We start from the raw sequence: 23,880 nt of genomic DNA, 5'->3' as shown, positions 1-23,880 counted from the left end.
CAGATATTCTGCGTCGTACGTGAAGTCGCCAGCAAGCTGCCTTCTACAGGGTCTGTGACCAGCCGCCACCCAACGCCTTGTACAGCGCAATGCTCGCCTGGACCCTCGACAGCCGAAGCTGCACGCTCACATCCTGGGCCTGATACAGCGTGCGCTGGGTTTCCAGTACGGTCAGCAAATCTTCGGCACCGGCTTCGTAACGGCTCTGGGCAATGCGGAAAGCAGTCTGGGCCTGTTTGAGTTCTTCGTCGTGCCAGTACCTTTGCTGGTCCAGGCCGCTGATGCTGTTCAGGGCTTTTTCCACATCGGCGAAGCTGTTGATGATGGCCCCGCGGTAGGTTTCCAGCAGTTCCTCCTGGCGGGCCGTGGCCTTGTCGCGCTCTGCGCTCAGGCGTCCGTTATTGAAGATCGGCCCGGTCAGGCCGGCAGCCAGGCTGCTGAAAGGCGCGCGCAACCAGTCTTCGGCCCGGACCACTTCGGTGCCCACGGTAGCGCTCAGGGTCAGCTTCGGCAGCAGGGCGGCGCGGGCAACGGTGACGTCGGCCTGAGCGGCAGCCAGTTCGGCTTCGGCCTTGGCGATGTCGGGACGGCGGGTCAGCAGTTCGCTGGGCAGCCCTGTGCCGATCTGTGGCCAGCTCAGGGTTTCGAAATCCTGATTTCCCAGTTCCAGATGCTGTACCGGCTGGCCGAGCAGGGCGGCGAGGGTGATGCGCTGTTCATTGGCCAGTTGCTGAATGCGCGGTAGCTCGCGTTGCTGAGTCGCGACCAGATTCTTCTGCTGAGCCAGTTCCAGTGCCGTTGCGGAGCCCGATTCGTAGCGGGTCTGCACCAGACGCAGCACGTTTTGCGCATTGGTCAGGTTCAGTTCGGCGATATGGCTCTGCTCGGTGGCCGACAGGGTTTGTGCATAGCGGTCTGCCACGCTGCTGAGCAAGGTCAGTTCCACCGTGGCTCTGTCGAATTCGCTGGCTTTCAGCGTTTGCAGCGCACTGTCGCGAGCAGCAGAGACACCACCCCAGAAATCGACTTCGTAGCTGGCTCTCAGGCTGGTGGTAAAGGCATCGGTATTGTTGTCATCCGAAGGCCTGGCCTTGCGGTCGCTGTTGTGCAGGAACTTGTTCCGTTCGCCGCGGATGTCGTAGGTGATTTCAGGGCGAGTGGGGGCTCCGGCGATGATCGCCGTGGCTTGAGCCTGACGCACTCTGGCCATGGCGGCGGCAACTTCATGGCTATTCACCCGGGCCTGTTCGATAAGGCGATTCAGGTCCGGGCTGCCAAATTGCTTCCACCATTGGGCATCGCTGCGCTGCAGGGCCGCGCTTTGGGCGAACGCCCAGCTCGGCGGTGGCTGGATGCCGCTGTCGATGGAGGGGGCAGAAGTATTGCAGGCCGCCAGCAGCAGGCAGGTGGTCAGCAGGGTGAGGGTTGGCTTCATTGATAGATCATTCGCTGGTAAGGGCTGCAACCGGATCGAGCCGGGCAGCTTTGCGGGCAGGCATGAAACCGAAGACCACGCCGGTTACCACTGCACAGGCGAAAGCCCCGGCAACGGCAAACAGTGAAAACGCCACGGCGATCTTGCCCAGCAGCAGCGCTGCGCCCATGCCAAGGGCCAGCACGATACCGGCCAGCCCGCCCACCACCGAGAGCATCACGGCTTCGGTGAGAAACTGGCGCAGGATGTCGCCCTGGCGTGCGCCGGTGGCCATGCGGATACCGATTTCCCGGGTCCGTTCGCGCACGGTCATCAGCATGATGTTCATCACGCCGATACCGCCCACCAGCAGCGAGATGGCGGCAATGGAGCCGAGCATCAGCGACAGGGTGTTCTGGGTTCGTGCTTCGGCCTGGATCATTGCGGCGTTGTTGGTCAGTTCGTAATCGTTCTTGCCGTTGTGCAGGCGCTGCATCAGGTCATGGATAGAGCGCTCGGCTTCCTTGACCTTGCCGGCATCCCGGGTAGCAATGGCGATGTATTCCGGGTTCTGGGTGCCGAACAGGCGGATGCTGGCCGAGGAGTAGGGAATGGCAATGCGGTTGTCGCTGTCCAGGTCGCCGGAACTGGCGCCTTTTTCCTGCAGGACGCCTACCACCTGGAAAGGCACGTTCTCGATGAGAATGTACTGGCCGATGGGACTGGCCATGTCCTTGAACAGCTTTTGCCGGACCTTGTGCCCGATCACGGCCACGGCTGCGGCGTTTCTCTCGTCGGCTTCGGTGAAGTAACTGCCTTCGACGACCGGCCAGTTGAAGATGGCCGGAAAATGCGTGTCGTTGCCGCCCACGTAGCTGGAGTGATCGAGGTTGCCAAAGCGTACGCCTGCCTGTCCGCCATTGACCGGCATGATCATTTTGACTTCCGGCAGCTCGCCCAGGGCGGCCACTTCCTCCAGCGTGATGATGCCTTTGGGTGTACGCGGGCTGGGGGACTTGCCGTTGAGGTAGATGATGTTGGAGCCGAAGGACGACATCTGCGCCATGACCTGGCGTTTGCTGCCTTCGCCCACGGCCAGCATGACCACCACCGAGGCGACGCCGATCACGATGCCCAGCAAGGTCAGCGCCGTGCGGAACCGGTTGATCCACATCACCCGCCACGCGGCCTGGATGGCATCGAGCAGTTCGCCTTTCCAGGCTCCATTGCGGGTGCTGCCTTCGGTCAGGCGCTGGCGCAGGTCAACGGCCTGGAGGGCGGCAGGATTGGTCGGGGCTGGCGGCTTGCCGGAGGCCGTGTCGCTGACGATCAGGCCGTCACTGACTTCGATGACGCGCCGGGCGCGGGCGGCGACCTCCCGGTCGTGAGTGATCAGAATCACCACATGCCCCTGGCTGGCCAGTTCGTCCAGCAGAGTCATGACTTCTGCACCGCTGTGGCTGTCCAGTGCGCCGGTGGGTTCGTCGGCGAGAATGATATGCCCGCCGTTCATCAGTGCGCGGGCAATGGAAACCCGTTGCTGCTGACCGCCGGAGAGCTGGTGCGGACGGTTGCCGGTGCGCGAGGCCAGCCCCAGGCGGTCGAGCAGGGCAGCGGCGCGGGCGTGACGCTCTGCGGCGGGCGTTCCGGCGTAGATGGCCGGCATCTCGACGTTTTCCTGCGCCGAGCCGGACGGAATCAGGTGATAGCCCTGAAACACGAAGCCAAAGGCTTCGCGCCGCAGCCAGGCCAGTTCATCGCTGTCCAGTCCGGCCACATCTTCCCCGGCGAACAGGTAGTGCCCGCTGCTGGGGCGGTCGAGGCAGCCGAGGATATTCATCAGGGTCGATTTGCCCGAGCCGGAGGCACCGACAATCGCCACGAACTCTCCGGCATGGATCGACAGATCTATGCCCCGCAGCACGTTGACCAGCGGGCTGTCGCCACCCCCGTAGGATTTGCGGATATCCCGCAGGTCGATCAGTGGCGTCTGCATTCAGCCTCCGCTGCCGATGGCCGGGCCGATCAACAGCCGATCGCCTTCATTCAGCCCTTCGAGAATCTGCACGCGCAGGCGGTCGCTGATTCCGGTACGAACCTCGCGGTTCTGTATGTCGCCGCTGGCGGTGACGACTCGTGCCGTCTGCAGGTCGGCCTGCGGTCCGCTTTTGAGGGCGGCAAGCGGGGCGGTCAGGGTGTTTTGGGCGCTGTTGGCAACAAAGAAGATCTGCGCGGTCATTTCCGCCATCAGTGCCTGGTCGGCGTTGTCGACATCCAGCAGTACGGTATAGAGCACCACGCGACCGCTGCCGCTCTTGCCTGAACTGCTCGGGCTGCCGCCACCCTGATTGGCCTGCTCCAGCGGCTTGGGCGGTACCGGAAGAATCTGCCGTACCGTGCTGTTCCAGCGTCGTGTGCCGCCACTCAGGGTGGTGAAGTAGGCGTTCATGCCGGGTTTGACATGGCCGATATCGGCCTCGGACACTTCGGCCCAGACGGTCATGGGCGAGAGCCGGGCGATGCGCAGGATCAGCGGTGTCTGCTGCTGGGCATTGAGGGTCTGGCCTTCCCGTGCATCCAGTGCCACCACGGTCCCGGACATCGGCGCATAGATGCGGGTGTAGCCCAGTGCGGCTTCGTCACTGCGCAAACTGGCCTGGGCCTGGAGAATCTGTGCCTTGAACATGTCGACCCGTGCCTGGGTGGCGCGAAACTCGGATTCGGCGGCTTGTACATCTTCGGCGCGGGTGGCGCCTCCGGCTGCCAGACTGCGCTGGCGTTGCTGTTTTTGCTGCGCCAGCTCATGCAGGGCACGCTGCTCCTGCAACTGGGCCTTGAGGTTTTCAATGGCGTAGCGGGCGGCATCGAGCCGGGCCTTTTGCGTGGACGGATCGATCTCCACCAGCAGTTGACCTTCCTTGACCTGATCCCCGACCTGCGCGTGGATCTTCATGATCTGGCCGGTGGCCTGGGAGCCCACATCCACATAGCTGCGCGGTTGCAGAGTGCCCAATGCGGTCACGCTGCTTTGGATATCGCTGCGGGTGACGAGGGCGGTGGCTGCATCGTTGTTGCCCGAAGGCATGATTTGCCAGGCACACACGGCAATGACCGGAAACATGCACAGCGCCAGAAGGACGGCGCGTCCAGGGTGTCGAGAGCGTTTCATGCAGGGTTCCTGCTTGGAGAATTCAGCCCGTCGGCAGGCGACGGCCACGGGAACTGTCCATTAAACGAGGAACGCGGGCGGGAATTTACGTCGAGGAAAGAGCCTGATGCTTGATCAGGCTCTTTTTTCATTCAGTTCAACGGGCCATTGATGACCCTGGCGAAGTTTTCACTGAAGGCCATTTGGGAAACGCCCTGAACAAAGGCGATTTTCCGCGACCCGCTGGTTTCAACCTTGATCTTTCCGCAGTGGTTGTCTTGCTCGGACTGCTGCGTTTCTACGGACAGAAACTGCTCATCGGTCCTGGTGGACGGGATGCCACCGGCCATGAGCATGGTCGCCAGCGGATCGAAGATCGGAACCGGCAGTCCGCCTTCGGCATGGCTGCCGGATTTGGTTTCAAGCACCTGGCGCACCAGGGTCGCCACAGGGTCCTGAGCCTTGATCTTTTCCGAATAGCTGGGGTCCAGAATGACCTGATTGCAGACGTCCAGTGGCACCAGAGTGATCGGGATCTGTGACTGGAATACATTGTTGGCCGCGACGGCATCCACAAAGACGTTCCATTCGGCGTAGTAGTTGCTGCTGTAGAGGCTGCCCTGGTTCCACTCGGGTTTGGCGGTGCTGAGCCCGGCCACGTTACCGTCGACATACACCGCGCCGGCCATGGCGTAGATTTCTTCGATCATCGCGATGTCGCCTGGCTGTTTGCAGAGCTCCAGCATCCTGGCGATGTTGGTGAAGCCGCCCAGGGACAGGATGGTGATCTTGTCCTTGCTGTTTTTCACGGTTTCATACAGAAATTCCCAGGCCGGCAGCGGAGAAATGACAGGCAGTTCCACAGGGTTCAGGCTTCCGATCAGGCCCATGATGTCATTCATGTCGCTCTTGAAGTCCTGAGGGAACTTGTTCTCGTATTTCAGTGGCGTTTCCGTGCCTCTTGCAATCGGTGTGTTCTGTTTGTTGCCGATGGCCAGCAAGTGCTGGGCAATGATCATGCCCCAGCCCAGATTGGTTTCGCCGCAACCGGTAACGGTCAAGCCAATGATTTCAACAGTGGGGTCTTTCATCAGATAGGAGATCGATAGAACGTCGTCCCAGCCCATATCCGAATCAATGATGACTTTCTTTTTCATGGTGCTCTGCCGTCGGGTTGTTGTGTTGTTTTTTATGGTGAAAGCGTTGCGGTGATACAGGTGCATATCTATGAAAAAGGGAAGTCAGACTGGTGCCTGCTTCCCTTGTTGTACTTGTCGACGTTGGTCGATATTTACTGCGACATCATGAAATGGATTTTGTAGTTGTAAGGCTTCGACCACTTCTTGGTAACGTATTCATAGCAGAAACCGGATGATACCTGGCCATAGCCAGTCGCGCTGCTGGTGTATTGCGGGCCGCTTGAGTATTCGGTGTGGCCTGCCTGGAACTTGCATCCGCCGGTGACCTGGCCGCTTGAATAATCGGCCCGCACATCGCTGCTGCTGAAGCCCGATGGCGCGATGAAGGTGACGGTCTGAAAAGGTGTCAGTACGGAAGGAAAACCGCCGGTCGAAGAAACAAGCGTCAAGGTCTTTGGCGTGTTGTTCTGCATGGTGACTTCAATGACTGCGGCCATCGATGCCAGAGGGCTCAGCGAAAGTGCCAGAGCGGCTGCGGTGAGGGGGAGTTTGAAAGATTTGAACTTCATGTAATCTCCGTGTTGTCCTGAATACATCCTGATGCAGCCGATGTCGTCTGCATGTCCATGTGGGTTTTCATCCGGAAAACCACGGAAGATTTAGCGGCGTGCCTGGAGATAACTTGAGGTGTTTTTATCGCAGGCATGAAAAAGGGAGGCCAGACATGTGCCTGGCCTCCCTTTCATTGGTCGCGATGAATTACAGCACTTGCTTGATCGCGTCACATACTGCGTCGATGTTCTTCTGGTTCAGAGCTGCCACGCAGATACGACCGGTATCCAGTGCGTAGATACCGAACTCGCTGCGCAGGCGCTGGGCCTGTTCGGCGGTCAGGCCCGAGTAGGAGAACATGCCGCACTGACGGCCAACGAAGCTGAAGTCCTGACCGGCCGGGTTATCGGCCAGACGTTCCACCATGGCTTTGCGCATGCCGTGGATACGGACGCGCATCTCGCCCAGTTCTTCTTCCCACATGGCACGCAGGGCCGGGTCGTTGAGGACTGCGGCAGAGATGATTGCGCCGTGGGTCGGCGGGTTGGAGTAGTTGGTGCGGATCACGCGCTTGACCTGGGACAGGACGCGGGCGGTTTCTTCCTTCGATTCGGTGATGATCGACAGGGCGCCGACACGCTCGCCGTACAGCGACAGGGACTTGGAGAACGAGCTGGAGGCAAAGAAGGTCAGGCCCGAGTCTGCGAACAGGCGCACAGCCAGTGCATCTTCGTCGATACCTTTGCCGAAACCTTGATAAGCCATGTCCAGGAAGGGTACGTGGCCCTTGGCTTTTACCACTTCCAGAACCTTTTTCCAGTCGTCCAGGGTCAGGTCGACACCGGTCGGGTTGTGGCAGCAGGCGTGCAGCACAACGATGGAGCCGTTCGGCAGGTTCTGCAGGTCTTCCAGCATGCCGGCACGATTCACGTCGTGGGTCGGGGCATCGTAGTAGCGGTAGTCCTGGACCGGGAAGCCCGCCGCTTCAAACAGGGCGCGGTGGTTTTCCCAGCTTGGATCGCTGATGGCCACTACTGCATCGGGCAGCAGGCGCTTGAGGAAGTCTGCACCGATTTTCAGAGCGCCAGTACCACCGACGGACTGGGTGGTCAGCACGCGGCCCGAGGCGATCAATGGCGAGTCGGCGCCCAGCAGCAGTTTCTGTACGGCCAGATCGTAGGCCGAGATACCGTCGATTGGCAGATAGCCGCGAGGTGCGTGTTGTGCCACGCGAATCTTCTCGGCTTCGGCAACTGCGCGCAGCAGTGGAATGCGCCCGTCTTCGTCACAGTAGACGCCCACTCCAAGGTTGACCTTGTTGGTGCGGGTGTCGGCGTTGAATGCTTCGTTGATACCCAGGATCGGATCGCGGGGCGCCATTTCGACAGCGGAGAACAGGCTCATTGTTTGCGGCAGCTCTGAATGAAGGGTGAAGGGGAGTGCAGTGCATGCTCCAACACAATGCGCCAGAGCGGTGCACAAACGGGGAGTCAGTATAAAGAGCATCAGGCCGGGGAGCGACAGGCTGTGACAGGTTTTTTCGAGGTTTTTCCGGCTCCGGGGACGACGTTCGTCTGACCGACCGCCAATCGGTGATGCAATCCATGACTTGAAAGACGAGTATATGGCTCCATCTACAGTGCATCACTTCAAACACTGCACGTCTTTCCCGGCGGGATCGGGCGTTGGCGGTGATTTCGTTTTTGCGGGTATGGCCTGCGCAGACGAACCCTTGGCGTAAACGAATCAAGAGGTAGGTCATGTCCGAGTTTCAACTCGTCACCCGTTTTGAGCCAGCCGGCGATCAGCCCGAGGCCATCCGCCTGATGGTGGAGGGGATCGAGGCAGGTCTGGCGCACCAGACCCTGCTGGGTGTGACCGGCTCGGGCAAGACCTTCAGCATCGCCAACGTCATTGCCCAGGTACAGCGCCCGACTCTGGTGCTGGCACCGAACAAGACCCTGGCGGCCCAGTTGTATGGCGAGTTCAAGGCATTCTTCCCGAACAACGCGGTGGAGTATTTCGTCTCTTATTACGACTACTATCAGCCCGAAGCCTATGTGCCGTCGTCGGATACCTTCATCGAGAAGGATGCTTCGATCAACGACCATATCGAGCAGATGCGGCTGTCAGCGACCAAGGCCCTGCTGGAGCGCAAGGACGCGATTATCGTCACCACGGTGTCCTGCATCTACGGTCTGGGCAGCCCGGAAACCTACCTGCGCATGGTCTTGCATATCGATCGTGGCGACAAACTCGACCAGCGGGCCTTGCTGCGTCGTCTGGCGGACCTGCAGTACACCCGCAACGACATGGATTTCGCCCGTGCGACCTTTAGGGTGCGTGGCGATGTGATCGATATCTACCCGGCCGAGTCCGATCTGGAAGCGATCCGCGTCGAACTGTTCGACGATGAGGTGGAAAGCCTGTCGGCCTTCGATCCGCTGACGGGGGAGGTGATCCGCAAGCTGCCGCGTTTCACCTTTTACCCCAAGAGTCACTATGTAACGCCCCGCGAGACGCTGCTCGAAGCGATGGAGGGCATCAAGGTCGAGTTGCAGGAGCGCCTGGAGTACATGCGCACCCACAATAAGCTGCTGGAAGCCCAGCGCCTTGAGCAACGGACACGTTTCGATCTGGAAATGATGCTGGAGCTGGGTTACTGCAACGGTATCGAAAACTACTCGCGCTACCTCTCGGGTCGCCCGGCGGGTGCGCCGCCGCCCACGCTTTACGACTATCTGCCGCCTGACGCCTTGCTGGTGATCGACGAATCCCACGTCAGCGTGCCGCAGGTCGGTGCGATGTACAAAGGTGACCGTTCGCGCAAGGAAACCCTGGTGGAGTATGGTTTCCGCCTGCCATCGGCACTGGACAACCGGCCCATGCGTTTCGACGAGTGGGAGGCGGTCAGTCCGCAGACCATTTTCGTTTCCGCGACACCCGGGCCTTACGAGGCCGATCACTCCGGGCGCGTCATCGAACAGGTGGTGCGCCCGACAGGGCTGGTGGACCCGCAGGTCGAGATCCGTCCGGCGCTGACCCAGGTCGATGATCTGCTGTCGGAAATCAACAAGCGTGTGGCGCTGGAGGAGCGGGTGCTGGTCACGACCCTGACCAAGCGCATGGCCGAGGATCTGACTGATTATCTGGGCGACCATGGGGTGCGGGTCCGTTATCTGCACTCGGACGTCGACACCGTGGAGCGGGTCGAGATTATCCGTGACCTGCGTCTCGGCGTCTTTGATGTGCTGGTGGGGATCAACCTGCTGCGCGAAGGCCTGGACATGCCCGAAGTGTCGCTGGTGGCGATTCTGGATGCCGACAAGGAAGGTTTCCTGCGTTCCGAACGTTCGCTGATCCAGACCATCGGTCGGGCTGCGCGTAACCTCAATGGCCGGGCGATTCTCTATGCCGATCGCATGACCGGCTCCATGGAACGGGCCATTGGCGAGACCGAGCGGCGTCGTGAAAAGCAGATCGCCCATAACGTCGCCCATGGCATCACGCCCAAGGGGGTGGTCAAGGATGTGGCGGATATCATGGAAGGCGCGACTGTGCCGGGTGCGCGCAGCAAGAAGCGCAAGGGCATGGCCAAGGCTGCCGAGGAAAATGCCCGCTACGAAAACGAATTGCGCTCGCCCAGCGAAATCACCAAACGCATTCGTCAACTGGAAGAGAAAATGTACCAGTTGGCCCGCGATCTGGAGTTCGAGGCCGCGGCGCAGATGCGCGACGAGATCGCCAAGCTGCGGGAGCGGTTGCTGGCGGTTTGATGGGCTATTGGGGGGGCATGTCGCGGTCAAGGCCCCTTCCACTTCAGCCTTGTGCCAGTTTCGTGGGTGGGGGCTTGCCCGCGAAGCTTTTACCCGCGCTGGAGCGCCTGTTAAGATTCCGTGCTTGATCGATCTATTTCGGAATTTTTCATGACCACCGTTCGCACTCGCATTGCGCCATCACCTACTGGCGATCCTCACGTCGGCACCGCCTACATCGCGCTTTTCAATTACTGCTTTGCCAAGCAGCACGGTGGTGAGTTCATCCTGCGTATCGAAGATACCGATCAGTTGCGTTCGACCCGCGAGTCCGAGCAGCAGATTTTCGATGCATTGCGCTGGCTGGGCATCGAGTGGAGCGAAGGTCCGGATGTGGGCGGCCCGCATGGTCCGTATCGCCAGAGCGAGCGGGGCGATATCTATCGCAAGTACGCTCAGCAACTGGTCGATCTCGGTCATGCCTTCCCGTGCTTCTGCACCGCCGAAGAGCTGGACCAGATGCGCGCCGAGCAGATGGCCAGGGGCGAGACTCCACGCTATGACGGCCGCGCTCTGCTGCTTTCCAAAGAGGAAGTACAGCGTCGCCTGGATGCAGGCGAGCCGCACGTCATCCGCATGAAAGTGCCGACCGAGGGCGTTTGCGTCGTACCGGACATCCTGCGTGGCGAGGTGGAGATCCCGTGGGATCGCATGGACATGCAGGTCCTGATGAAGACCGACGGTCTGCCGACTTACTTCCTGGCCAACGTGGTGGATGACCACCTGATGGGGATCACCCATGTGCTGCGTGGCGAAGAGTGGCTGCCGTCCGCGCCTAAACTGATCCTGCTCTACGAATACTTCGGCTGGGACAAGCCGCAACTGTGCTACATGCCGCTGCTGCGTAACCCCGACAAGAGCAAGCTGTCCAAGCGCAAGAACCCGACTTCCGTGACCTTCTACGAGCGCATGGGCTTCATGCCCGAGGCCATGCTCAACTACCTGGGGCGCATGGGCTGGTCGATGCCGGACGAGCGCGAGAAGTTCTCGCTGCAGGAAATGGTCGATAACTTCGATCTGTCCCGCGTCTCCCTGGGCGGTCCGATATTCGATATCGAGAAGCTGTCCTGGCTCAATGGCCAGTGGCTGCGCGAGTTGCCGGTCGAAGAGTTCGCTGCACGGGTGCAGAACTGGGCGCTCAATCCCGAGTACCTGATGAAGATCGCGCCTCATGTTCAGGGCCGCGTCGAAACCTTCAGCCAGATCGCTCCGTTGGCCAGCTTCTTCTTCGCGGGTGACGTGACGCCGGACGTGAAGCTGTTCGAACACAAGAAACTGTCGGGCGATCAGGTCCGCCAGTTGATGCAGTTGATCCTGTGGAAGCTCGAATCCCTGCGTCAGTGGGAGAAAGATCCGATTACCGGCTGCATACAAGCGGTGGTCGATCATCTGGAACTGAAGCTGCGTGATGCCATGCCGTTGATGTTTGCGGCGATCACCGGGCAGGCCAGCTCTGTCTCCGTGCTCGATGCGATGGAAATCCTCGGGCCGGACCTGACCCGTTTCCGCCTGCGTCAGGCCGTCGATCTGCTCGGTGGCGTTTCCAAGAAAGAAAACAAGGAATGGGAAAAGCTGCTGGCTGCCATAGCCTGATGCAGTGAAGGATCACTGTGCGCTCGCAGGGCAGGGGGGCACAGTGGTCGGTTCGACCTCGGTTTTACGGGGGTGAAGCGTTAAGTGTTTGTTATGTCGACGAAAAATTTTCAAAAATGTTGAAAATAAATTTGACAGGTTAGCGACTCACGCTTAACATGCGCCCCGTCCACTGATGTGGGGCTATAGCTCAGCTGGGAGAGCGCTTGCATGGCATGCAAGAGGTCAGCGGTTCGATCCCGCTTAGCTCCACCAAACAAAGAGTTTCAAGGTCGGCTACATTGCCTTGAAGCAGTACGATGACAGGTACCAGCGCCTGTCATGTACGAAGAAGGTTTTGTCCCCTTCGTCTAGTGGCCTAGGACACCGCCCTTTCACGGCGGTAACAGGGGTTCGAGTCCCCTAGGGGACGCCATTTTCAAAGAGTGATGCCGCAAGGTTGATCTCCGCCGCGAGGCGATAAATCTGGGGCTATAGCTCAGCTGGGAGAGCGCCTGCATGGCATGCAGGAGGTCAGCGGTTCGATCCCGCTTAGCTCCACCAATTTTGCCAGGGTTCGCTGATAGCGAATCTGCTCGAAGGTTTTGCGTCCCCTTCGTCTAGTGGCCTAGGACACCGCCCTTTCACGGCGGTAACAGGGGTTCGAGTCCCCTAGGGGACGCCACGATTTCTCGCTCTGCGAGACCAAGGGTCATTCGATTATTGAATGGCCCTTTTGTTTTTTGGGCCTTTTTAATTTTGCCCGTTTCGCTGTAACTCCTTTCTCGCTCAATTGTTCTGTCTGTGCAGATGGGCCGCGTTGCGCTTGTCATTCAGGATTATGCGAATAATATTATCTGCGTAATTTCTGGAGGTCGGCATGACAGACAAAAAAGCGCAAACTCGTGAGCGGATTCTCGATGCTGCCAGTGCGGCTCTCATCAGTCGTGGCCCGGAACAGCCGAGTGTCAGTGAGATCATGAGCGCTGCGGGGCTGACGGTGGGTGGTTTCTATGCTCACTTCGACAGCAAGGAGTCGCTGATGCTCGAGGCCTTCGAGCGGTTGCTGAAGCAGCGAAGATCTTTCATTGCGCAACTCGACGAACAGCTTCCCTGTGATGAAAGGCGCGCCCTGCTGGCAGCGTTTTATCTTTCGCGCAGGCACCGCGATGCCACTGAGGAGGCTTGTCCGCTGCCTTCCACGGCAGGGGATATGCCGCGCCTGCCGGAAGGCTTTCAGGCTTCATTGGCCGAGCATGTGGAGTTGATGGTGGCGCAACTGTCCTCGACCCCGGAAGAGGCGGACAAGGTTCTGGCTGACCTCGCATTGATGGTGGGCGGCCTGGTGCTGGCTCGTGCGCTGGGTTCTGGCGAGTTGTCGGATCGTGTGCTGAGGGCAGCCAAGTCGGCGGTGGTTTAGACTGACCTCCTGCGGACATGAGTCCTCTTCACGACAACAGGAGCAAATATGGTCTGGGATCGGGCAACGCCTTTTGTGATCGACCTCAATGTGGCAGCGGACGATATCGATGGTCTGGGGCACGCCAATAATGCGGTGTATGTCTCCTGGCTGGAGCGCTGCGCCTGGCGGCATTCCCAGCATCTGGGGCTGGACCTGAGCGAGTATCGGCGTCTGGACCGGGCCATGGCGGTGGTGCGGCATGAGATCGATTATCTGGCCAGCGCCTACGAAGATGACGAACTGCAACTGGCTACCTGGATTGTCGACTGGGACAAGCGCCTGAAAATGACCCGCTGCTTTCAGCTCAAGCGCCCGGTGGACGGTGTGACCCTGCTGCGCGCCCGGACCACTTTTGTCTGTATCGAACTGTCCAGTGGCAAGCCGAAGCGCATGCCGAGCGAATTTATCGAAGGTTATGGCTGCGCCTTGTCGGACGACATTCCCAATCCCGGCGTCGGGCAGTAAACTGCCGGACTTTTTTCGAGTGTGATCCATGCAAATTGCCTTGGCGCCCATGGAGGGGCTGGTCGACGACATCCTGCGCAATGTGCTGACCCGTGTCGGCGGCGTTGACTGGTGCGTGACCGAGTTCATCCGGGTGACCGAGCGGGTCATGCCTGCCGCCTATTTCTACAAGCTGGCTTCCGAGCTGCATACCGATGCGAAAACAGCCGCAGGCGTACCCTTGCATCTGCAATTGCTGGGTTCGGACCCGGTCTGTCTGGCAGAAAATGCCGCGTTTGCCTGTGAGTTGGGTGCGCCGGTACTGGACCTGAATTTCGGTTGCCCGGCCAAGACCGTCAACCGCTCCCGTGGCGGTGCAATTCTGCTCAGGGAGCCTGAACTGCTGCATTCCATCGTCAGCCATGTGCGACGCGCCGTGCCCAAGGGGATTCCGGTCACGGCCAAGATGCGTCTGGGCTACGAGAATACCGACGGCGCTCTGGATTGCGCCCGGGCCCTGGTGGATGGCGGTGCCGAGCGTATCGTGGTGCATGCCCGGACCAAGGTCGATGGCTACAAGCCGCCTGCGCATTGGGAGTGGATTGCCAGGATTCAGGAAGTGGTCAAGGTCCCGGTGGTTGCCAATGGCGAAATCTGGACTGTGGATGACTGGCGGCGCTGCAAGGAGATCTGTGGTGCGCGTGACATCATGATCGGTCGCGGGCTGGTGGCGCGCCCGGATCTGGCCCGGCAGATCGCGGCAGCGAATGCGGGCGAAGAGGTCGTCGAGATGACCTGGGCCGAGTTGCAGCCCATGCTGCGCACCTTCTGGAAGGATTGCCTGGCCAAGATGACCCTGGTCCAGGCACCGGGGCGCCTCAAGCAATGGCTGGTGCTGCTGACCAAAAGTTACCCCGAGGCCGTGGTCATGTTCGATACCTTGCGCCGCGAAACGGACTGCGAGCGGATCAGTGCCTTGATCGGTTTTTCACCCGACGAACGGTCGTAAACGCTGTAAAAAACGACTCTTGAAATCTGCAGAGCCGACCTTAATTTGGTGGTTAAGCGATCCCGGATACGGATCGCATGACTACCGTCTCACTGATTAAGGAGAACCATCATGGCAACTGCATTCTCTTTGGCCCCACTCTTTCGCCATTCAGTGGGCTTCGACCGTTTCAATGACTTGTTCGAGTCCGTGGCCCGGAATGATTCGACCAGCAGCTATCCACCCTATAACGTGGAAAAGCACTCCGACGATCACTATCGCATCGTGATTGCGGCGGCCGGCATGCAGGAAGAAGATTTTGAATTGCAGATCGAAAACGGTGTGCTGACCGTCAGTGCCGGCAAGCGCGGTGATGAGGTCGAAGGCATTACCTATCTGCATCAGGGTATTACCCGGCGCGAGTTCAAGCTGTCCTTCCGCCTGGCGGACCATATCGAAGTCAAGAATGCCAGCCTGTCCCACGGTCTTCTGAATATCGATCTGATCCGGCTGGTGCCGGAAGAGGCCAAGCCAAAGCGCATCCCGATCAATCAGCAGAAAGTTCTGCAGCATTGATTTCCGATCAGGGGAAGGCATCCATGGATGCCTTCCCTTTTTCTATTCCTGCGCGAGCAGGGGGCGCACGTTGTTTTCAGGCAAGCCTTTTTCCAGGCACAGCAGGGCTTCGAACTCGGCAGAGGGCAGAGGCTCGCTGAACAGATAACCCTGATAGGTGTGGCAGTCCAACTGCTCGAGAAACGCCAGTTGTTCCACGGTTTCCACACCTTCGGCGATGACATTGAGGTTGAGACTCTTGGCCATGCCCACGATGGCGCGAACGATCTCGGCATCGTTGGCGTCGGTAGCGGCCTCATGCACGAACGACTGATCGATCTTCAGGACGTCTACCGGCAGGCGTTTGAGATAGGTCAGGGACGAATAGCCGGTGCCGAAATCATCCATGGCAAAGCTGACGCCGATCTTTTTCAGACGCAGCATCTTGGCGATGGTGTCGTCCAGATTCTGGATGACAATGCCTTCGGTGATTTCCAGCTTGAGCATGGTGGGTGGCAGGCGATGGCGCTTCAGACAGCTTTCCACTTGCTCGACAAAGTCGGTCTGGCGGAACTGGCGCGGACTGATATTCACGCCCAGCAGGAATTCGTTCAGCGGGAGCAGGCCTTGTTGCAATAACTTGCCTCCAACCTTGCAGGCCTCTTCAAGTGCCCAGCCACCGATTTCCAGAATCATCCCGCTTTCTTCGAGGATCTGAATGAACTGCGTAGGTGCTAGCAGGCCGTAATCGGGATGCTGCCAGCGCAGCAAGGCCTCCGCGCCAATGATCCTGTCGCTCTGGGTGTTGACCTGAGCCTGGTAATACAGATGCAGTTCGTTGCGGGTCAGGGACATGCGCAGGTCGTTTTCCATGCGCAGCCGCTGGCTGGCGGCTTTCTGCATGGAGCGATGGAACAGCTGGGCGGCATTGCGCCCCGAGTCCTTGGCGCGATACAGCGCAATATCGGCGCGCTTGAGGATATCGGCGGGGTTGGAGCCGTGATCGGGTATCAGGGCAATACCGATGCTGGGCGTTACCTGCAGGCGCTGCCGGTCAATGAACATGGGTTCTGCCAGCAGCTTGCGCAGGTTGTCGGCCAGTTCCTGTACCTGAGTGGCTACTTCATGCCGTGAGCCTTCAAGGCCGCCGATCAGCACCACAAATTCATCGCCGCCCAGGCGCGCAACGGTGTCTTCCAGGCGCACGCTGGCTTCAAGGCGGGCAGTGACGATGCTCAGCACGGCGTCGCCCATCGGGTGGCCCAGTGAGTCGTTGATATTCTTGAAGTGGTCAAGGTCCAGAAACAGCAGGGCACCGCGCAGGTTGTCCTGCTTGAGTTGGGTGAGCTGCTGGCTGAGCCTTTCCATCAGCATGGCCCGGTTGGGCAGATTGGTCAGTGGGTCGTGATAGGCCAGATGCTGTGCCTGTGCCTGTGCGTGTTTCAGTTCACTGATGTCCCGGGCGGTAACCAGCAGGCAGGCGGTTTCATTCAGGGTGATGAGTTCGGCGGAAATATCCAGAACGAGCGGCGTGCCATTCTTGTGGCGTCCGGACATTTCCAGATGATGGATCTTGCCTGTCGTGCGCAATTGATCGGTCAGTTGCCTGAGTTGTTCCGGCTCGACCCCGAGACCTGCTTCAAGAGCGGTACGCCCCAGGACTTCCTGGCTGGTAAAGCCGGTCAGACGGCAGAATCCGTCATTGACCTCTACATAATGACCGGACTCCAGTTCGGTGATGGTGATCGAGTCCGGGCTTGAGTGAAACGCCTTGGCGAATTTCTCTTCGCTGGCCAGCAGCGCCGAGCGCGCATGCTGTTGGGTGATGTCCAGCAGGGTGCCCGACAGTTTCAGAGGAGCGCCGTTTTCATCCCGATACAGGCGGGCGCGGCCTTCGAGCAGGCGGGGCGCGCCATTTTTCAGTTGCAGCCGGTAAGTGATCTGGAAGCTGTCGTCCTTATTGTCGAGCGCGGCGTTGTAAGCCTGGCGCATGCGGTTGCGCTCTTCGACAGGAACGTCGGCGAAAAAGACATGCAGGGTGTCATGGAAAGGCTGTGCCGGCATTCCGTGCAACTGGGCTGCCTGCGCCGATGCATGCAGCATGTCGCTGGGAATGTGCCAGTCCCAGGTTCCCATCTGAGCTGCCCCCAGAGCCATCTCCAGACGGTCGCGCAGTTCCTTGAGCGTTTGTTCCGCACCGATGTGCGTCGGGGAGAAGCTATCTACTGGGATGGACATGTGATCACGAGCCTTTATGAATAAAGCCTGTAAAACGATCGATCTGCATCATGTAACCCGTATATCAGGGTTCTGATGTTCTGTCTTGGAAATAAGCGGCCGGTCGTCAGGCCTGTGCATCGAGGAGTGCCATGAATGCCTTGGCGGCATTCGAGAGCGTCCGTTCGGTGTGCAGGATGTAGCCTAGCTGGCGATTGAGTTGTACGCCTGGCAATGGAATGCGTGCCACCTGTTCATCGAGCATGGTGCGTGGCAGTACGCTCCAGGCCAGACCGATGGAGACCATCATTTTGATGGTTTCCATATAGTTGGTGCTCATGGCGATATTCGGCTTGAGGCCCTGAGCCTCGCACAGGCCGCTGACGATGTGGTGGGTAAAGGTGTTGCCGCCGGGGAATACGGCCGGGTAGCGCACGATGTCCTCGAGTTTCATCGGGCCACTGTTGGTCAGCGGGTGTTCCGGCGCTGCGACGAAGTCCAGAGGGTCATCCCAGACCGGTACGGCACGCACCAGGGTGTGAGGATCGGGGGCGAGGGTAATGACCGCCAGTTCTGCGCGCCCATGGAGAATTTCTTCATAAGCCACCTCTGAGTCCAGGAATTGAATGTCCAGCGCCACCTCGGGGTAGGCGCGAGTGTATTCCCGCAGGATCGGTGGCAAACGATGCAGGCCGATGTGATGACTGGTGGCCAGAGTCAGACGGCCGGTCACTTCGCCGGTGAGGTTGGTCAGCGCCCGGCGGGTGTCATCCAGCACATTGAGAATCTGGTAGGCGCGGGGCAGAAGGGCGCGGCCAGCCTCGGTCAGGCTGACTTCCCGACCCAGGCGATCGAACAGCCGCACATTCAATTGTTGCTCAAGACCGGCGATGCGTTTGCTGATGGCTGGCTGGGTCAGATGCAGCTGTTCACCGGCTCCCGAGAAGCTGCCGGTTTCGGCAATGGCGATAAAGGCGTTGAGGTTGGCGAGATCCATGGTCGGATTCCAGTTGGTTATCCAAAGCATAAAAATTATGAATTTGAGTTATTTAAGCATATTTCATAGCATTGTCCGCACAAGCCAAGGGGTCATCGATGTCCGATTGCCCAAGGCATAGAAAGAAGCTGATGAGGAAGTACGTCCGATGGCCGGCAAAACGCTCTACGACAAGCTCTGGGATTCGCATTTGGTCAAACAGCGCGACGATGGTTCGGCGCTGATCTACATTGACCGCCATATCATTCACGAAGTGACCTCGCCCCAGGCCTTTGAGGGCCTGCGTCTGGCCGGGCGCAAGCCATGGCGGATCGACTCCATCATTGCGACCCCTGACCACAACGTGCCGACCACGCCGGAGCGCAAGGGCGGAATCGGTGCCATTGAGGATCAGGTCTCTCGCTTGCAGGTCCAGACTCTGGACGACAACTGCGACGAATACGGCATTACCGAGTTCAAGATGAACGACCCGCGTCAGGGCATCGTTCACGTGGTCGGCCCGGAGCAGGGCGCTACCTTGCCGGGCATGAGCGTCGTCTGTGGCGATTCCCACACTTCGACCCACGGTGCTTTCGGTGCGCTGGCCCACGGTATCGGCACTTCCGAGGTCGAGCACGTGCTCGCGACCCAGTGTCTGGTCGCCAAGAAAATGAAGAACATGCTGGTGTCGGTCGAAGGTCAGTTGCCGTTTGGCGTTACTGCCAAGGACATCGTGCTGGCGGTCATCGGCAAGATCGGTACGGCGGGCGGCAACGGTTATGCCATCGAGTTCGCCGGCAGCGCGATTCGCGACCTGTCCATCGAAGGCCGCATGACCATCTGCAACATGTCCATCGAGGCGGGCGCTCGCGTCGGCATGGTGGCCACCGATGAGAAGACCATCGAATACGTAAAAGGCCGTCCGTTCTCGCCCAAGGGCGCAGAGTGGGACCTGGCTGTCGAGGCCTGGAAAGACCTGGTTTCCGACCCGGATGCGGTGTTCGACACCGTGGTCGAGCTGGATGCCGCGCAGATCAAACCGCAGGTCAGCTGGGGCACTTCCCCTGAAATGGTGCTGGCCGTCGATCAGAACGTGCCCGATCCTGCCCAGGAAGCCGATCTGGTCAAGCGCGGCTCCATCGAGCGTGCCTTGAAGTACATGGGCCTCAAGGCCAATCAGCCGATCACAGATATCCAGCTGGATCGTGTGTTCATCGGTTCCTGCACCAACTCGCGTATCGAAGACCTGCGCGCCGCTGCCGATGTCGCCAAGGGCCGCAAGGTGGCTGCGACCGTCAAGCAGGCCATCGTGGTTCCGGGTTCGGGGCTGATCAAGGAGCAGGCCGAGAAGGAAGGTCTGGACAAGATCTTCATCGAAGCCGGTTTCGAATGGCGTGAGCCGGGCTGCTCGATGTGTCTGGCCATGAACCCGGATCGCCTGGGTTCCGGCGAACATTGCGCTTCCACCTCGAACCGCAACTTCGAGGGGCGTCAGGGGGCCGGTGGTCGTACTCACCTGGTCAGTCCGGCGATGGCGGCAGCGGCAGCGGTCAACGGTCGTTTCATCGATGTCCGTGATTTGATCCAGCACTAAGGAGCCCAGCATGAAAGCGTTTACCCAGCACAACGGCCTTGTCGCTCCTCTGGATCGTGCCAACGTCGACACCGACCAGATCATCCCGAAACAGTTTCTCAAGTCGATCAAGCGCACGGGTTTTGGCCCGAATCTGTTCGATGAGTGGCGTTACCTGGATGTGGGCCAGCCTTATCAGGACAACTCCAAGCGTCCTCTGAACACTGATTTCGTACTTAACCATGACCGTTATCAAGGTGCCAGTGTGTTGCTGGCCCGCGAGAACTTCGGTTGCGGCTCCAGCCGTGAGCACGCGCCATGGGCGCTGGAAGAATATGGCTTCTGCGCAATCATCGCGCCGAGCTATGCCGATATCTTCTTCAACAACAGCTTCAAGAACGGCCTGCTGCCGATCATTCTGGCCGAAGACGAAGTCGATCAACTGTTCCAGCAGGTAGAAGCCACGCCGGGCTACCAGTTGAGCATCGATCTGCAGGCGCAGACCGTCACCCGTCCCGACGGCAAGGTCCTGAGCTTCGAGATCGACGCCTTCCGCAAGCACTGCCTGCTCAATGGCCTGGACGATATCGGCCTGACTCTGGTGGACAGCGATGCCATCGCTGCCTTCGAGAGCAAGCACCGCGCCAGTCAGCCGTGGTTGTTTCGCGGCTGATCTTTGATAGCAAATGAATTCGCTTCCGGCATACCCGCAGGAGCGAATTCATTCTCGAACACCTGCCAGGCAAGGAAACCGACATGACCCGCTCTGCCCACACTCAAGTCGTACAACGCCAGTTCGGTGAACAGGCTTCTGCCTATCTGAACAGCGCCGTGCATGCTCAAGGTGCCGAGTTCGCGCTATTGCAGGCCGAAGTGGCCGGGCATGGCGAGGCGCGGGTGCTGGATCTGGGGTGTGGAGGGGGACACGTGAGTTTTAATGTCGCCCCGGCGGTTGGCGAAGTGGTAGCTTACGACCTCTCGCAGCAGATGCTGGACGTGGTAAGTGCTGCCGCTGCCGAGAAAGGGTTGGACAACATTCGCACCGTTCGTGGTGCGGCCGAGCATCTGCCTTTCCAGGATGGCGAGTTCGACTTCGTGTTCAGCCGCTACTCGGCCCATCACTGGAGCGATCTGGCGCTGGCCCTGCGTGAAGTGCGACGGGTTCTGAAGCCGGGTGGCGTGGCTGCTTTCATCGATGTCATGTCACCGGGCAGTCCGTTGCTGGATACCTACCTGCAAACGGTGGAAGTGTTGCGTGACACCAGCCATGTGCGGGATTACTCGGCTGCCGAGTGGTTACATCATGTCAGCGATGCCGGTTTGTTCACGCGCAGTCATGCGCGTCAGCGCCTGCATCTGGAGTACACCTCATGGGTCGAGCGCATGCGTACACCGCAGTCGTTGCGTGTTGCGATTCGTGACTTGCAGCAAGCCATGGGTGCCGAGGTTCGCGAGTATTTCGAGATTGCCGACGATGGCTCGTTCAGCACCGATGTACTGGTGCTCTGGGCGCAGCGATAGGTTTTTGCCGTATCAAGCGTTATAGACAGGTGCTGTTCGAGGCACCGATGCACAAAATTGAGGATGTTATGAGCAAGCAGATTCTGATTCTCCCAGGTGATGGCATTGGTCCGGAAATCATGACCGAAGCGGTCAAGGTGCTGGAAGTGGCCAATGAGAAGTATCAACTGGGCTTCGAGCTGACCCACGATGTGATCGGCGGTGCCGCCATCGACAAGCATGGCGTGCCGCTGGCCGACGAGACCCTGGACCGTGCCCGCGCTGCCGATGCAGTGTTGCTGGGTGCCGTGGGTGGCCCGAAGTGGGACACGATCGAGCGTGACATTCGTCCCGAGCGCGGTCTGCTGAAGATTCGTTCGCAACTGGGCCTGTTCGGCAACCTGCGTCCGGCGATTCTTTACCCGCAACTGGCCGATGCTTCGAGCCTGAAGCCGGAAATCGTTGCAGGCCTGGACATCCTCATCGTTCGTGAACTGACCGGCGGCATCTACTTCGGCGCGCCACGTGGCACCCGCGAGCTGGAAAACGGCGAGCGTCAGTCCTACGACACCCTGCCTTACAGCGAGAGCGAGATTCGCCGTATTGCGCGGGTTGGTTTCGACATGGCCATGGTGCGCGGCAAGAAGCTGTGTTCGGTGGACAAGGCCAACGTACTGGCTTCCAGCCAATTGTGGCGCGAAGTGGTGGAGCAGGTTGCCAAGGACTACCCTGAAGTCGAACTGAGCCACATGTACGTCGACAACGCCGCCATGCAACTGGTACGTGCGCCCAAGCAGTTCGACGTGATAGTGACCGACAACATGTTCGGCGATATTCTTTCCGACGAAGCTTCGATGCTGACCGGTTCCATCGGCATGCTGCCGTCGGCCTCGCTGGATGCCCACAACAAGGGCATGTACGAGCCTTGCCACGGTTCGGCACCGGATATTGCCGGTCAGGGCATTGCCAACCCGTTGGCGACCATCCTGTCGGTATCGATGATGTTGCGTTACAGCTTCAACCTGACCGCTGCCGCTGATGCCATTGAACAGGCTGTCAGTCTGGTTCTGGATCAGGGCTTGCGTACCGGTGACATCTGGTCGGCCGGTAATGTGAAAGTCGGTACGCAGGAAATGGGCGACGCAGTAGTCGCCGCGCTGCGGAATCTGTAATCTCTCTGGCCCGCTGCTCGCTGTGCATGACACATGTGCGGCAGCGGTCCCACTTTTATTCAAGGTGTAGTTGCGATGAAACGTGTAGGTCTGATCGGTTGGCGTGGCATGGTGGGTTCCGTGCTCATGCAACGGATGCGGGAAGAGCAGGACTTCGATCTCATTGAGCCCGTGTTCTTCACTACCTCCAATGTCGGTGGCCAGGCTCCGTCGGTAGGCAAGGATGTTGCGCCTCTGAAGGATGCCTACAGCATCGAAGAACTGAAAACTCTCGACGTGGTTCTGACCTGCCAGGGCGGCGACTACACCAACGAGGTGTTCCCCAAGCTGCGCGAAGCCGGCTGGCAGGGTTACTGGATCGACGCGGCCTCCAGCCTGCGCATGCAGGACGATGCCGTGATCGTGCTGGACCCTGTGAACCGCAAGGTCATCGACCAGCAACTGGACGCGGGCACCAAGAACTACATCGGCGGCAACTGCACCGTCAGCCTGATGCTGATGGGCCTGGGCGGTCTGTTCGAGGCCGGTCTGGTGGAATGGATGAACGCCATGACCTATCAGGCGGCATCCGGTGCCGGCGCGCAGAACATGCGTGAGCTGATCAAGCAGATGGGCACTGTCCATTCGTCGGTCGCCGATGACCTGGCCAACCCGGCCAGCGCCATCCTCGACATCGACCGCAAGGTCGCTGAAGCCATGCGCGGCGAAGCCTTCCCGACCGAGAACTTCGGTGTGCCACTGGCTGGCAGCCTGATCCCCTGGATCGACAAGGAATTGCCGAACGGTCAGAGCCGTGAAGAGTGGAAAGGCCAGGCCGAGACCAACAAGATTCTGGGTCGCTTCAAGAGCCCGATTCCGGTGGACGGCATCTGCGTTCGGATCGGTGCCATGCGCTGCCACAGCCAGGCACTGACCATCAAACTGAACAAGGATGTGCCAATTGCGGACATCGAAGGTTTGATCAGTCAGCACAACCCATGGGTCAAGCTGGTCCCGAACCATCGTGAAGCCAGCATCCAGGAACTGAGCCCGACCGCTGTAACCGGCACCATGAGCGTTCCGGTGGGGCGTCTGCGCAAGCTGAACATGGGTTCGCAATACCTGGGCGCTTTCACTGTAGGCGACCAGTTGCTGTGGGGTGCGGCCGAGCCGTTGCGTCGCATGCTGCGGATCCTGCTGGAGCGTTGATACCCGGCCTGGGCCTGGCAACATGAAAACCCGCGTCCTGCAAAGGTCGCGGGTTTTTTATTGGGTTGAGGGTTTGGGTAACTCTCGAAGATTGAAAATAAAATCCCATAATATGGGATTGTAATTTATATATTGAGATTTTATTCGGGCAGGGTTTATAGTCCG

General features: G+C 59.5%; 19 protein-coding genes and 4 tRNA genes. 15 read left to right on the top strand and 8 right to left on the bottom strand.

Annotated features, from left to right (window positions below; translation table 11 throughout):
• Positions 1–43: 43 nt before the first annotated feature.
• From JSY17_RS17370 to JSY17_RS17345, 6 genes are all read right to left on the bottom strand, one after another.
• The gene (locus JSY17_RS17370) at positions 44–1,435 is read right to left on the bottom strand and encodes an efflux transporter outer membrane subunit (protein WP_201012162.1); all 1,392 of its coding nucleotides are present in this window, start codon (positions 1,433–1,435) and stop codon (positions 44–46) included.
• A 7-nt stretch (positions 1,436–1,442) separates the two neighbouring features.
• Positions 1,443–3,410: a MacB family efflux pump subunit gene (locus JSY17_RS17365; RefSeq protein ID WP_117186851.1), complete on the bottom strand. Its 1,968-nt coding sequence runs from the start codon at positions 3,408–3,410 to the stop codon at positions 1,443–1,445.
• Positions 3,411–4,583 (bottom strand): efflux RND transporter periplasmic adaptor subunit, encoded by a 1,173-nt coding sequence (locus tag JSY17_RS17360; protein WP_117186850.1) that lies wholly within the window; start codon positions 4,581–4,583, stop codon positions 3,411–3,413.
• Between the two features lie 131 nt (positions 4,584–4,714).
• The gene (locus tag JSY17_RS17355; protein ID WP_206402523.1) at positions 4,715–5,719 is read right to left on the bottom strand and encodes a nucleoside hydrolase; all 1,005 of its coding nucleotides are present in this window, start codon (positions 5,717–5,719) and stop codon (positions 4,715–4,717) included.
• A gap of 134 nt (positions 5,720–5,853) precedes the next feature.
• A complete protein-coding gene (locus tag JSY17_RS17350) occupies positions 5,854–6,270 on the bottom strand; it encodes a hypothetical protein (RefSeq protein WP_117186848.1) in 417 nt (138 codons plus the stop codon).
• Between the two features lie 190 nt (positions 6,271–6,460).
• Complete coding sequence (locus JSY17_RS17345) at positions 6,461–7,657, bottom strand: amino acid aminotransferase (RefSeq protein WP_122371203.1); 1,197 nt, start codon at positions 7,655–7,657, stop codon at positions 6,461–6,463.
• Between the two features lie 356 nt (positions 7,658–8,013).
• Here JSY17_RS17345 and uvrB point away from each other — a divergent pair, with 356 nt between their 5' ends.
• From uvrB to JSY17_RS17295, 10 genes are all read left to right on the top strand, one after another.
• Positions 8,014–10,029 carry an excinuclease ABC subunit UvrB gene (uvrB, locus tag JSY17_RS17340; RefSeq protein WP_117164224.1) on the top strand — a complete coding sequence of 672 codons (2,016 nt, stop codon included), beginning with the start codon at positions 8,014–8,016 and terminating at the stop codon, positions 10,027–10,029.
• A gap of 150 nt (positions 10,030–10,179) precedes the next feature.
• Positions 10,180–11,661, top strand: a complete 1,482-nt coding sequence (gene gltX / locus JSY17_RS17335; protein ID WP_206402521.1) for a glutamate--tRNA ligase — start codon at positions 10,180–10,182, stop codon at positions 11,659–11,661.
• Positions 11,662–11,840: 179 nt separating this feature from the next.
• Positions 11,841–11,916 (top strand) — tRNA-Ala (locus JSY17_RS17330).
• Positions 11,917–12,000: 84 nt separating this feature from the next.
• Positions 12,001–12,076 (top strand) — tRNA-Glu (locus JSY17_RS17325).
• 52 nt (positions 12,077–12,128) lie between these two features.
• Positions 12,129–12,204: transfer RNA gene (locus JSY17_RS17320), tRNA-Ala, on the top strand.
• A gap of 45 nt (positions 12,205–12,249) precedes the next feature.
• A tRNA-Glu gene (locus JSY17_RS17315) sits at positions 12,250–12,325 on the top strand.
• A 195-nt stretch (positions 12,326–12,520) separates the two neighbouring features.
• Positions 12,521–13,060, top strand: coding sequence for a TetR/AcrR family transcriptional regulator (locus JSY17_RS17310; RefSeq protein WP_201013972.1), 540 nt, complete (start codon positions 12,521–12,523; stop codon positions 13,058–13,060).
• A 48-nt stretch (positions 13,061–13,108) separates the two neighbouring features.
• Positions 13,109–13,567, top strand: coding sequence for an acyl-CoA thioesterase (locus JSY17_RS17305; protein WP_117164227.1), 459 nt, complete (start codon positions 13,109–13,111; stop codon positions 13,565–13,567).
• A gap of 28 nt (positions 13,568–13,595) precedes the next feature.
• Positions 13,596–14,555, top strand: a complete 960-nt coding sequence (locus JSY17_RS17300; RefSeq protein ID WP_122371204.1) for a tRNA dihydrouridine synthase — start codon at positions 13,596–13,598, stop codon at positions 14,553–14,555.
• Positions 14,556–14,666: 111 nt separating this feature from the next.
• Positions 14,667–15,110 carry an Hsp20 family protein gene (locus tag JSY17_RS17295; RefSeq protein ID WP_025260662.1) on the top strand — a complete coding sequence of 148 codons (444 nt, stop codon included), beginning with the start codon at positions 14,667–14,669 and terminating at the stop codon, positions 15,108–15,110.
• A 42-nt stretch (positions 15,111–15,152) separates the two neighbouring features.
• On the opposite strand, the gene JSY17_RS17290 is transcribed toward JSY17_RS17295, so the two are convergent.
• Both JSY17_RS17290 and JSY17_RS17285 read right to left on the bottom strand, forming a co-directional pair.
• Complete coding sequence (locus tag JSY17_RS17290) at positions 15,153–17,327, bottom strand: putative bifunctional diguanylate cyclase/phosphodiesterase (RefSeq protein ID WP_122371205.1); 2,175 nt, start codon at positions 17,325–17,327, stop codon at positions 15,153–15,155.
• A 106-nt stretch (positions 17,328–17,433) separates the two neighbouring features.
• The gene (locus tag JSY17_RS17285; protein ID WP_117164230.1) at positions 17,434–18,303 is read right to left on the bottom strand and encodes a LysR family transcriptional regulator; all 870 of its coding nucleotides are present in this window, start codon (positions 18,301–18,303) and stop codon (positions 17,434–17,436) included.
• A 148-nt stretch (positions 18,304–18,451) separates the two neighbouring features.
• On the opposite strand from JSY17_RS17285, the gene leuC reads away from it, so the two are divergent.
• The 5 genes from leuC to asd all read left to right on the top strand — a co-directional run bounded on the left by leuC (position 18,452) and on the right by asd (position 23,715).
• Positions 18,452–19,876, top strand: coding sequence for a 3-isopropylmalate dehydratase large subunit (leuC, locus tag JSY17_RS17280; protein WP_117164231.1), 1,425 nt, complete (start codon positions 18,452–18,454; stop codon positions 19,874–19,876).
• Between the two features lie 10 nt (positions 19,877–19,886).
• Positions 19,887–20,528 (top strand): 3-isopropylmalate dehydratase small subunit, encoded by a 642-nt coding sequence (gene leuD / locus JSY17_RS17275; protein ID WP_122371206.1) that lies wholly within the window; start codon positions 19,887–19,889, stop codon positions 20,526–20,528.
• An 83-nt stretch (positions 20,529–20,611) separates the two neighbouring features.
• Positions 20,612–21,376, top strand: a complete 765-nt coding sequence (locus JSY17_RS17270) for a class I SAM-dependent methyltransferase (RefSeq protein WP_117182443.1) — start codon at positions 20,612–20,614, stop codon at positions 21,374–21,376.
• Between the two features lie 68 nt (positions 21,377–21,444).
• Positions 21,445–22,527, top strand: a complete 1,083-nt coding sequence (gene leuB, locus JSY17_RS17265) for a 3-isopropylmalate dehydrogenase (RefSeq protein ID WP_095066920.1) — start codon at positions 21,445–21,447, stop codon at positions 22,525–22,527.
• Between the two features lie 75 nt (positions 22,528–22,602).
• Entirely contained in the window at positions 22,603–23,715 is a 1,113-nt protein-coding gene (gene asd, locus JSY17_RS17260) for an aspartate-semialdehyde dehydrogenase (protein WP_117164234.1), read from the top strand.
• The last annotated feature ends 165 nt before the right edge of the window (positions 23,716–23,880 follow it).

The sequence above is a fragment of the Pseudomonas capsici genome (genome assembly GCF_017165765.1).
GTDB lineage: Bacteria > Pseudomonadota > Gammaproteobacteria > Pseudomonadales > Pseudomonadaceae > Aquipseudomonas > Aquipseudomonas capsici.
This window is presented reverse-complemented; position numbering and strand designations above follow the sequence as displayed.

Coding starts and splice junctions, on each gene's coding strand:
- JSY17_RS17370 (WP_201012162.1), bottom strand. CDS start 1,435: ATGAAGCCAACCCTCACCCTGCTGACCACCTGCCTGCTGCTGGCGGCC.
- JSY17_RS17365 (WP_117186851.1), bottom strand. CDS start 3,410: ATGCAGACGCCACTGATCGACCTGCGGGATATCCGCAAATCCTACGGG.
- JSY17_RS17360 (WP_117186850.1), bottom strand. CDS start 4,583: ATGAAACGCTCTCGACACCCTGGACGCGCCGTCCTTCTGGCGCTGTGC.
- JSY17_RS17355 (WP_206402523.1), bottom strand. CDS start 5,719: ATGAAAAAGAAAGTCATCATTGATTCGGATATGGGCTGGGACGACGTT.
- JSY17_RS17350 (WP_117186848.1), bottom strand. CDS start 6,270: ATGAAGTTCAAATCTTTCAAACTCCCCCTCACCGCAGCCGCTCTGGCA.
- JSY17_RS17345 (WP_122371203.1), bottom strand. CDS start 7,657: ATGAGCCTGTTCTCCGCTGTCGAAATGGCGCCCCGCGATCCGATCCTG.
- uvrB (WP_117164224.1), top strand. CDS start 8,014: ATGTCCGAGTTTCAACTCGTCACCCGTTTTGAGCCAGCCGGCGATCAG.
- gltX (WP_206402521.1), top strand. CDS start 10,180: ATGACCACCGTTCGCACTCGCATTGCGCCATCACCTACTGGCGATCCT.
- JSY17_RS17310 (WP_201013972.1), top strand. CDS start 12,521: ATGACAGACAAAAAAGCGCAAACTCGTGAGCGGATTCTCGATGCTGCC.
- JSY17_RS17305 (WP_117164227.1), top strand. CDS start 13,109: ATGGTCTGGGATCGGGCAACGCCTTTTGTGATCGACCTCAATGTGGCA.
- JSY17_RS17300 (WP_122371204.1), top strand. CDS start 13,596: ATGCAAATTGCCTTGGCGCCCATGGAGGGGCTGGTCGACGACATCCTG.
- JSY17_RS17295 (WP_025260662.1), top strand. CDS start 14,667: ATGGCAACTGCATTCTCTTTGGCCCCACTCTTTCGCCATTCAGTGGGC.
- JSY17_RS17290 (WP_122371205.1), bottom strand. CDS start 17,327: ATGTCCATCCCAGTAGATAGCTTCTCCCCGACGCACATCGGTGCGGAA.
- JSY17_RS17285 (WP_117164230.1), bottom strand. CDS start 18,303: ATGGATCTCGCCAACCTCAACGCCTTTATCGCCATTGCCGAAACCGGC.
- leuC (WP_117164231.1), top strand. CDS start 18,452: ATGGCCGGCAAAACGCTCTACGACAAGCTCTGGGATTCGCATTTGGTC.
- leuD (WP_122371206.1), top strand. CDS start 19,887: ATGAAAGCGTTTACCCAGCACAACGGCCTTGTCGCTCCTCTGGATCGT.
- JSY17_RS17270 (WP_117182443.1), top strand. CDS start 20,612: ATGACCCGCTCTGCCCACACTCAAGTCGTACAACGCCAGTTCGGTGAA.
- leuB (WP_095066920.1), top strand. CDS start 21,445: ATGAGCAAGCAGATTCTGATTCTCCCAGGTGATGGCATTGGTCCGGAA.
- asd (WP_117164234.1), top strand. CDS start 22,603: ATGAAACGTGTAGGTCTGATCGGTTGGCGTGGCATGGTGGGTTCCGTG.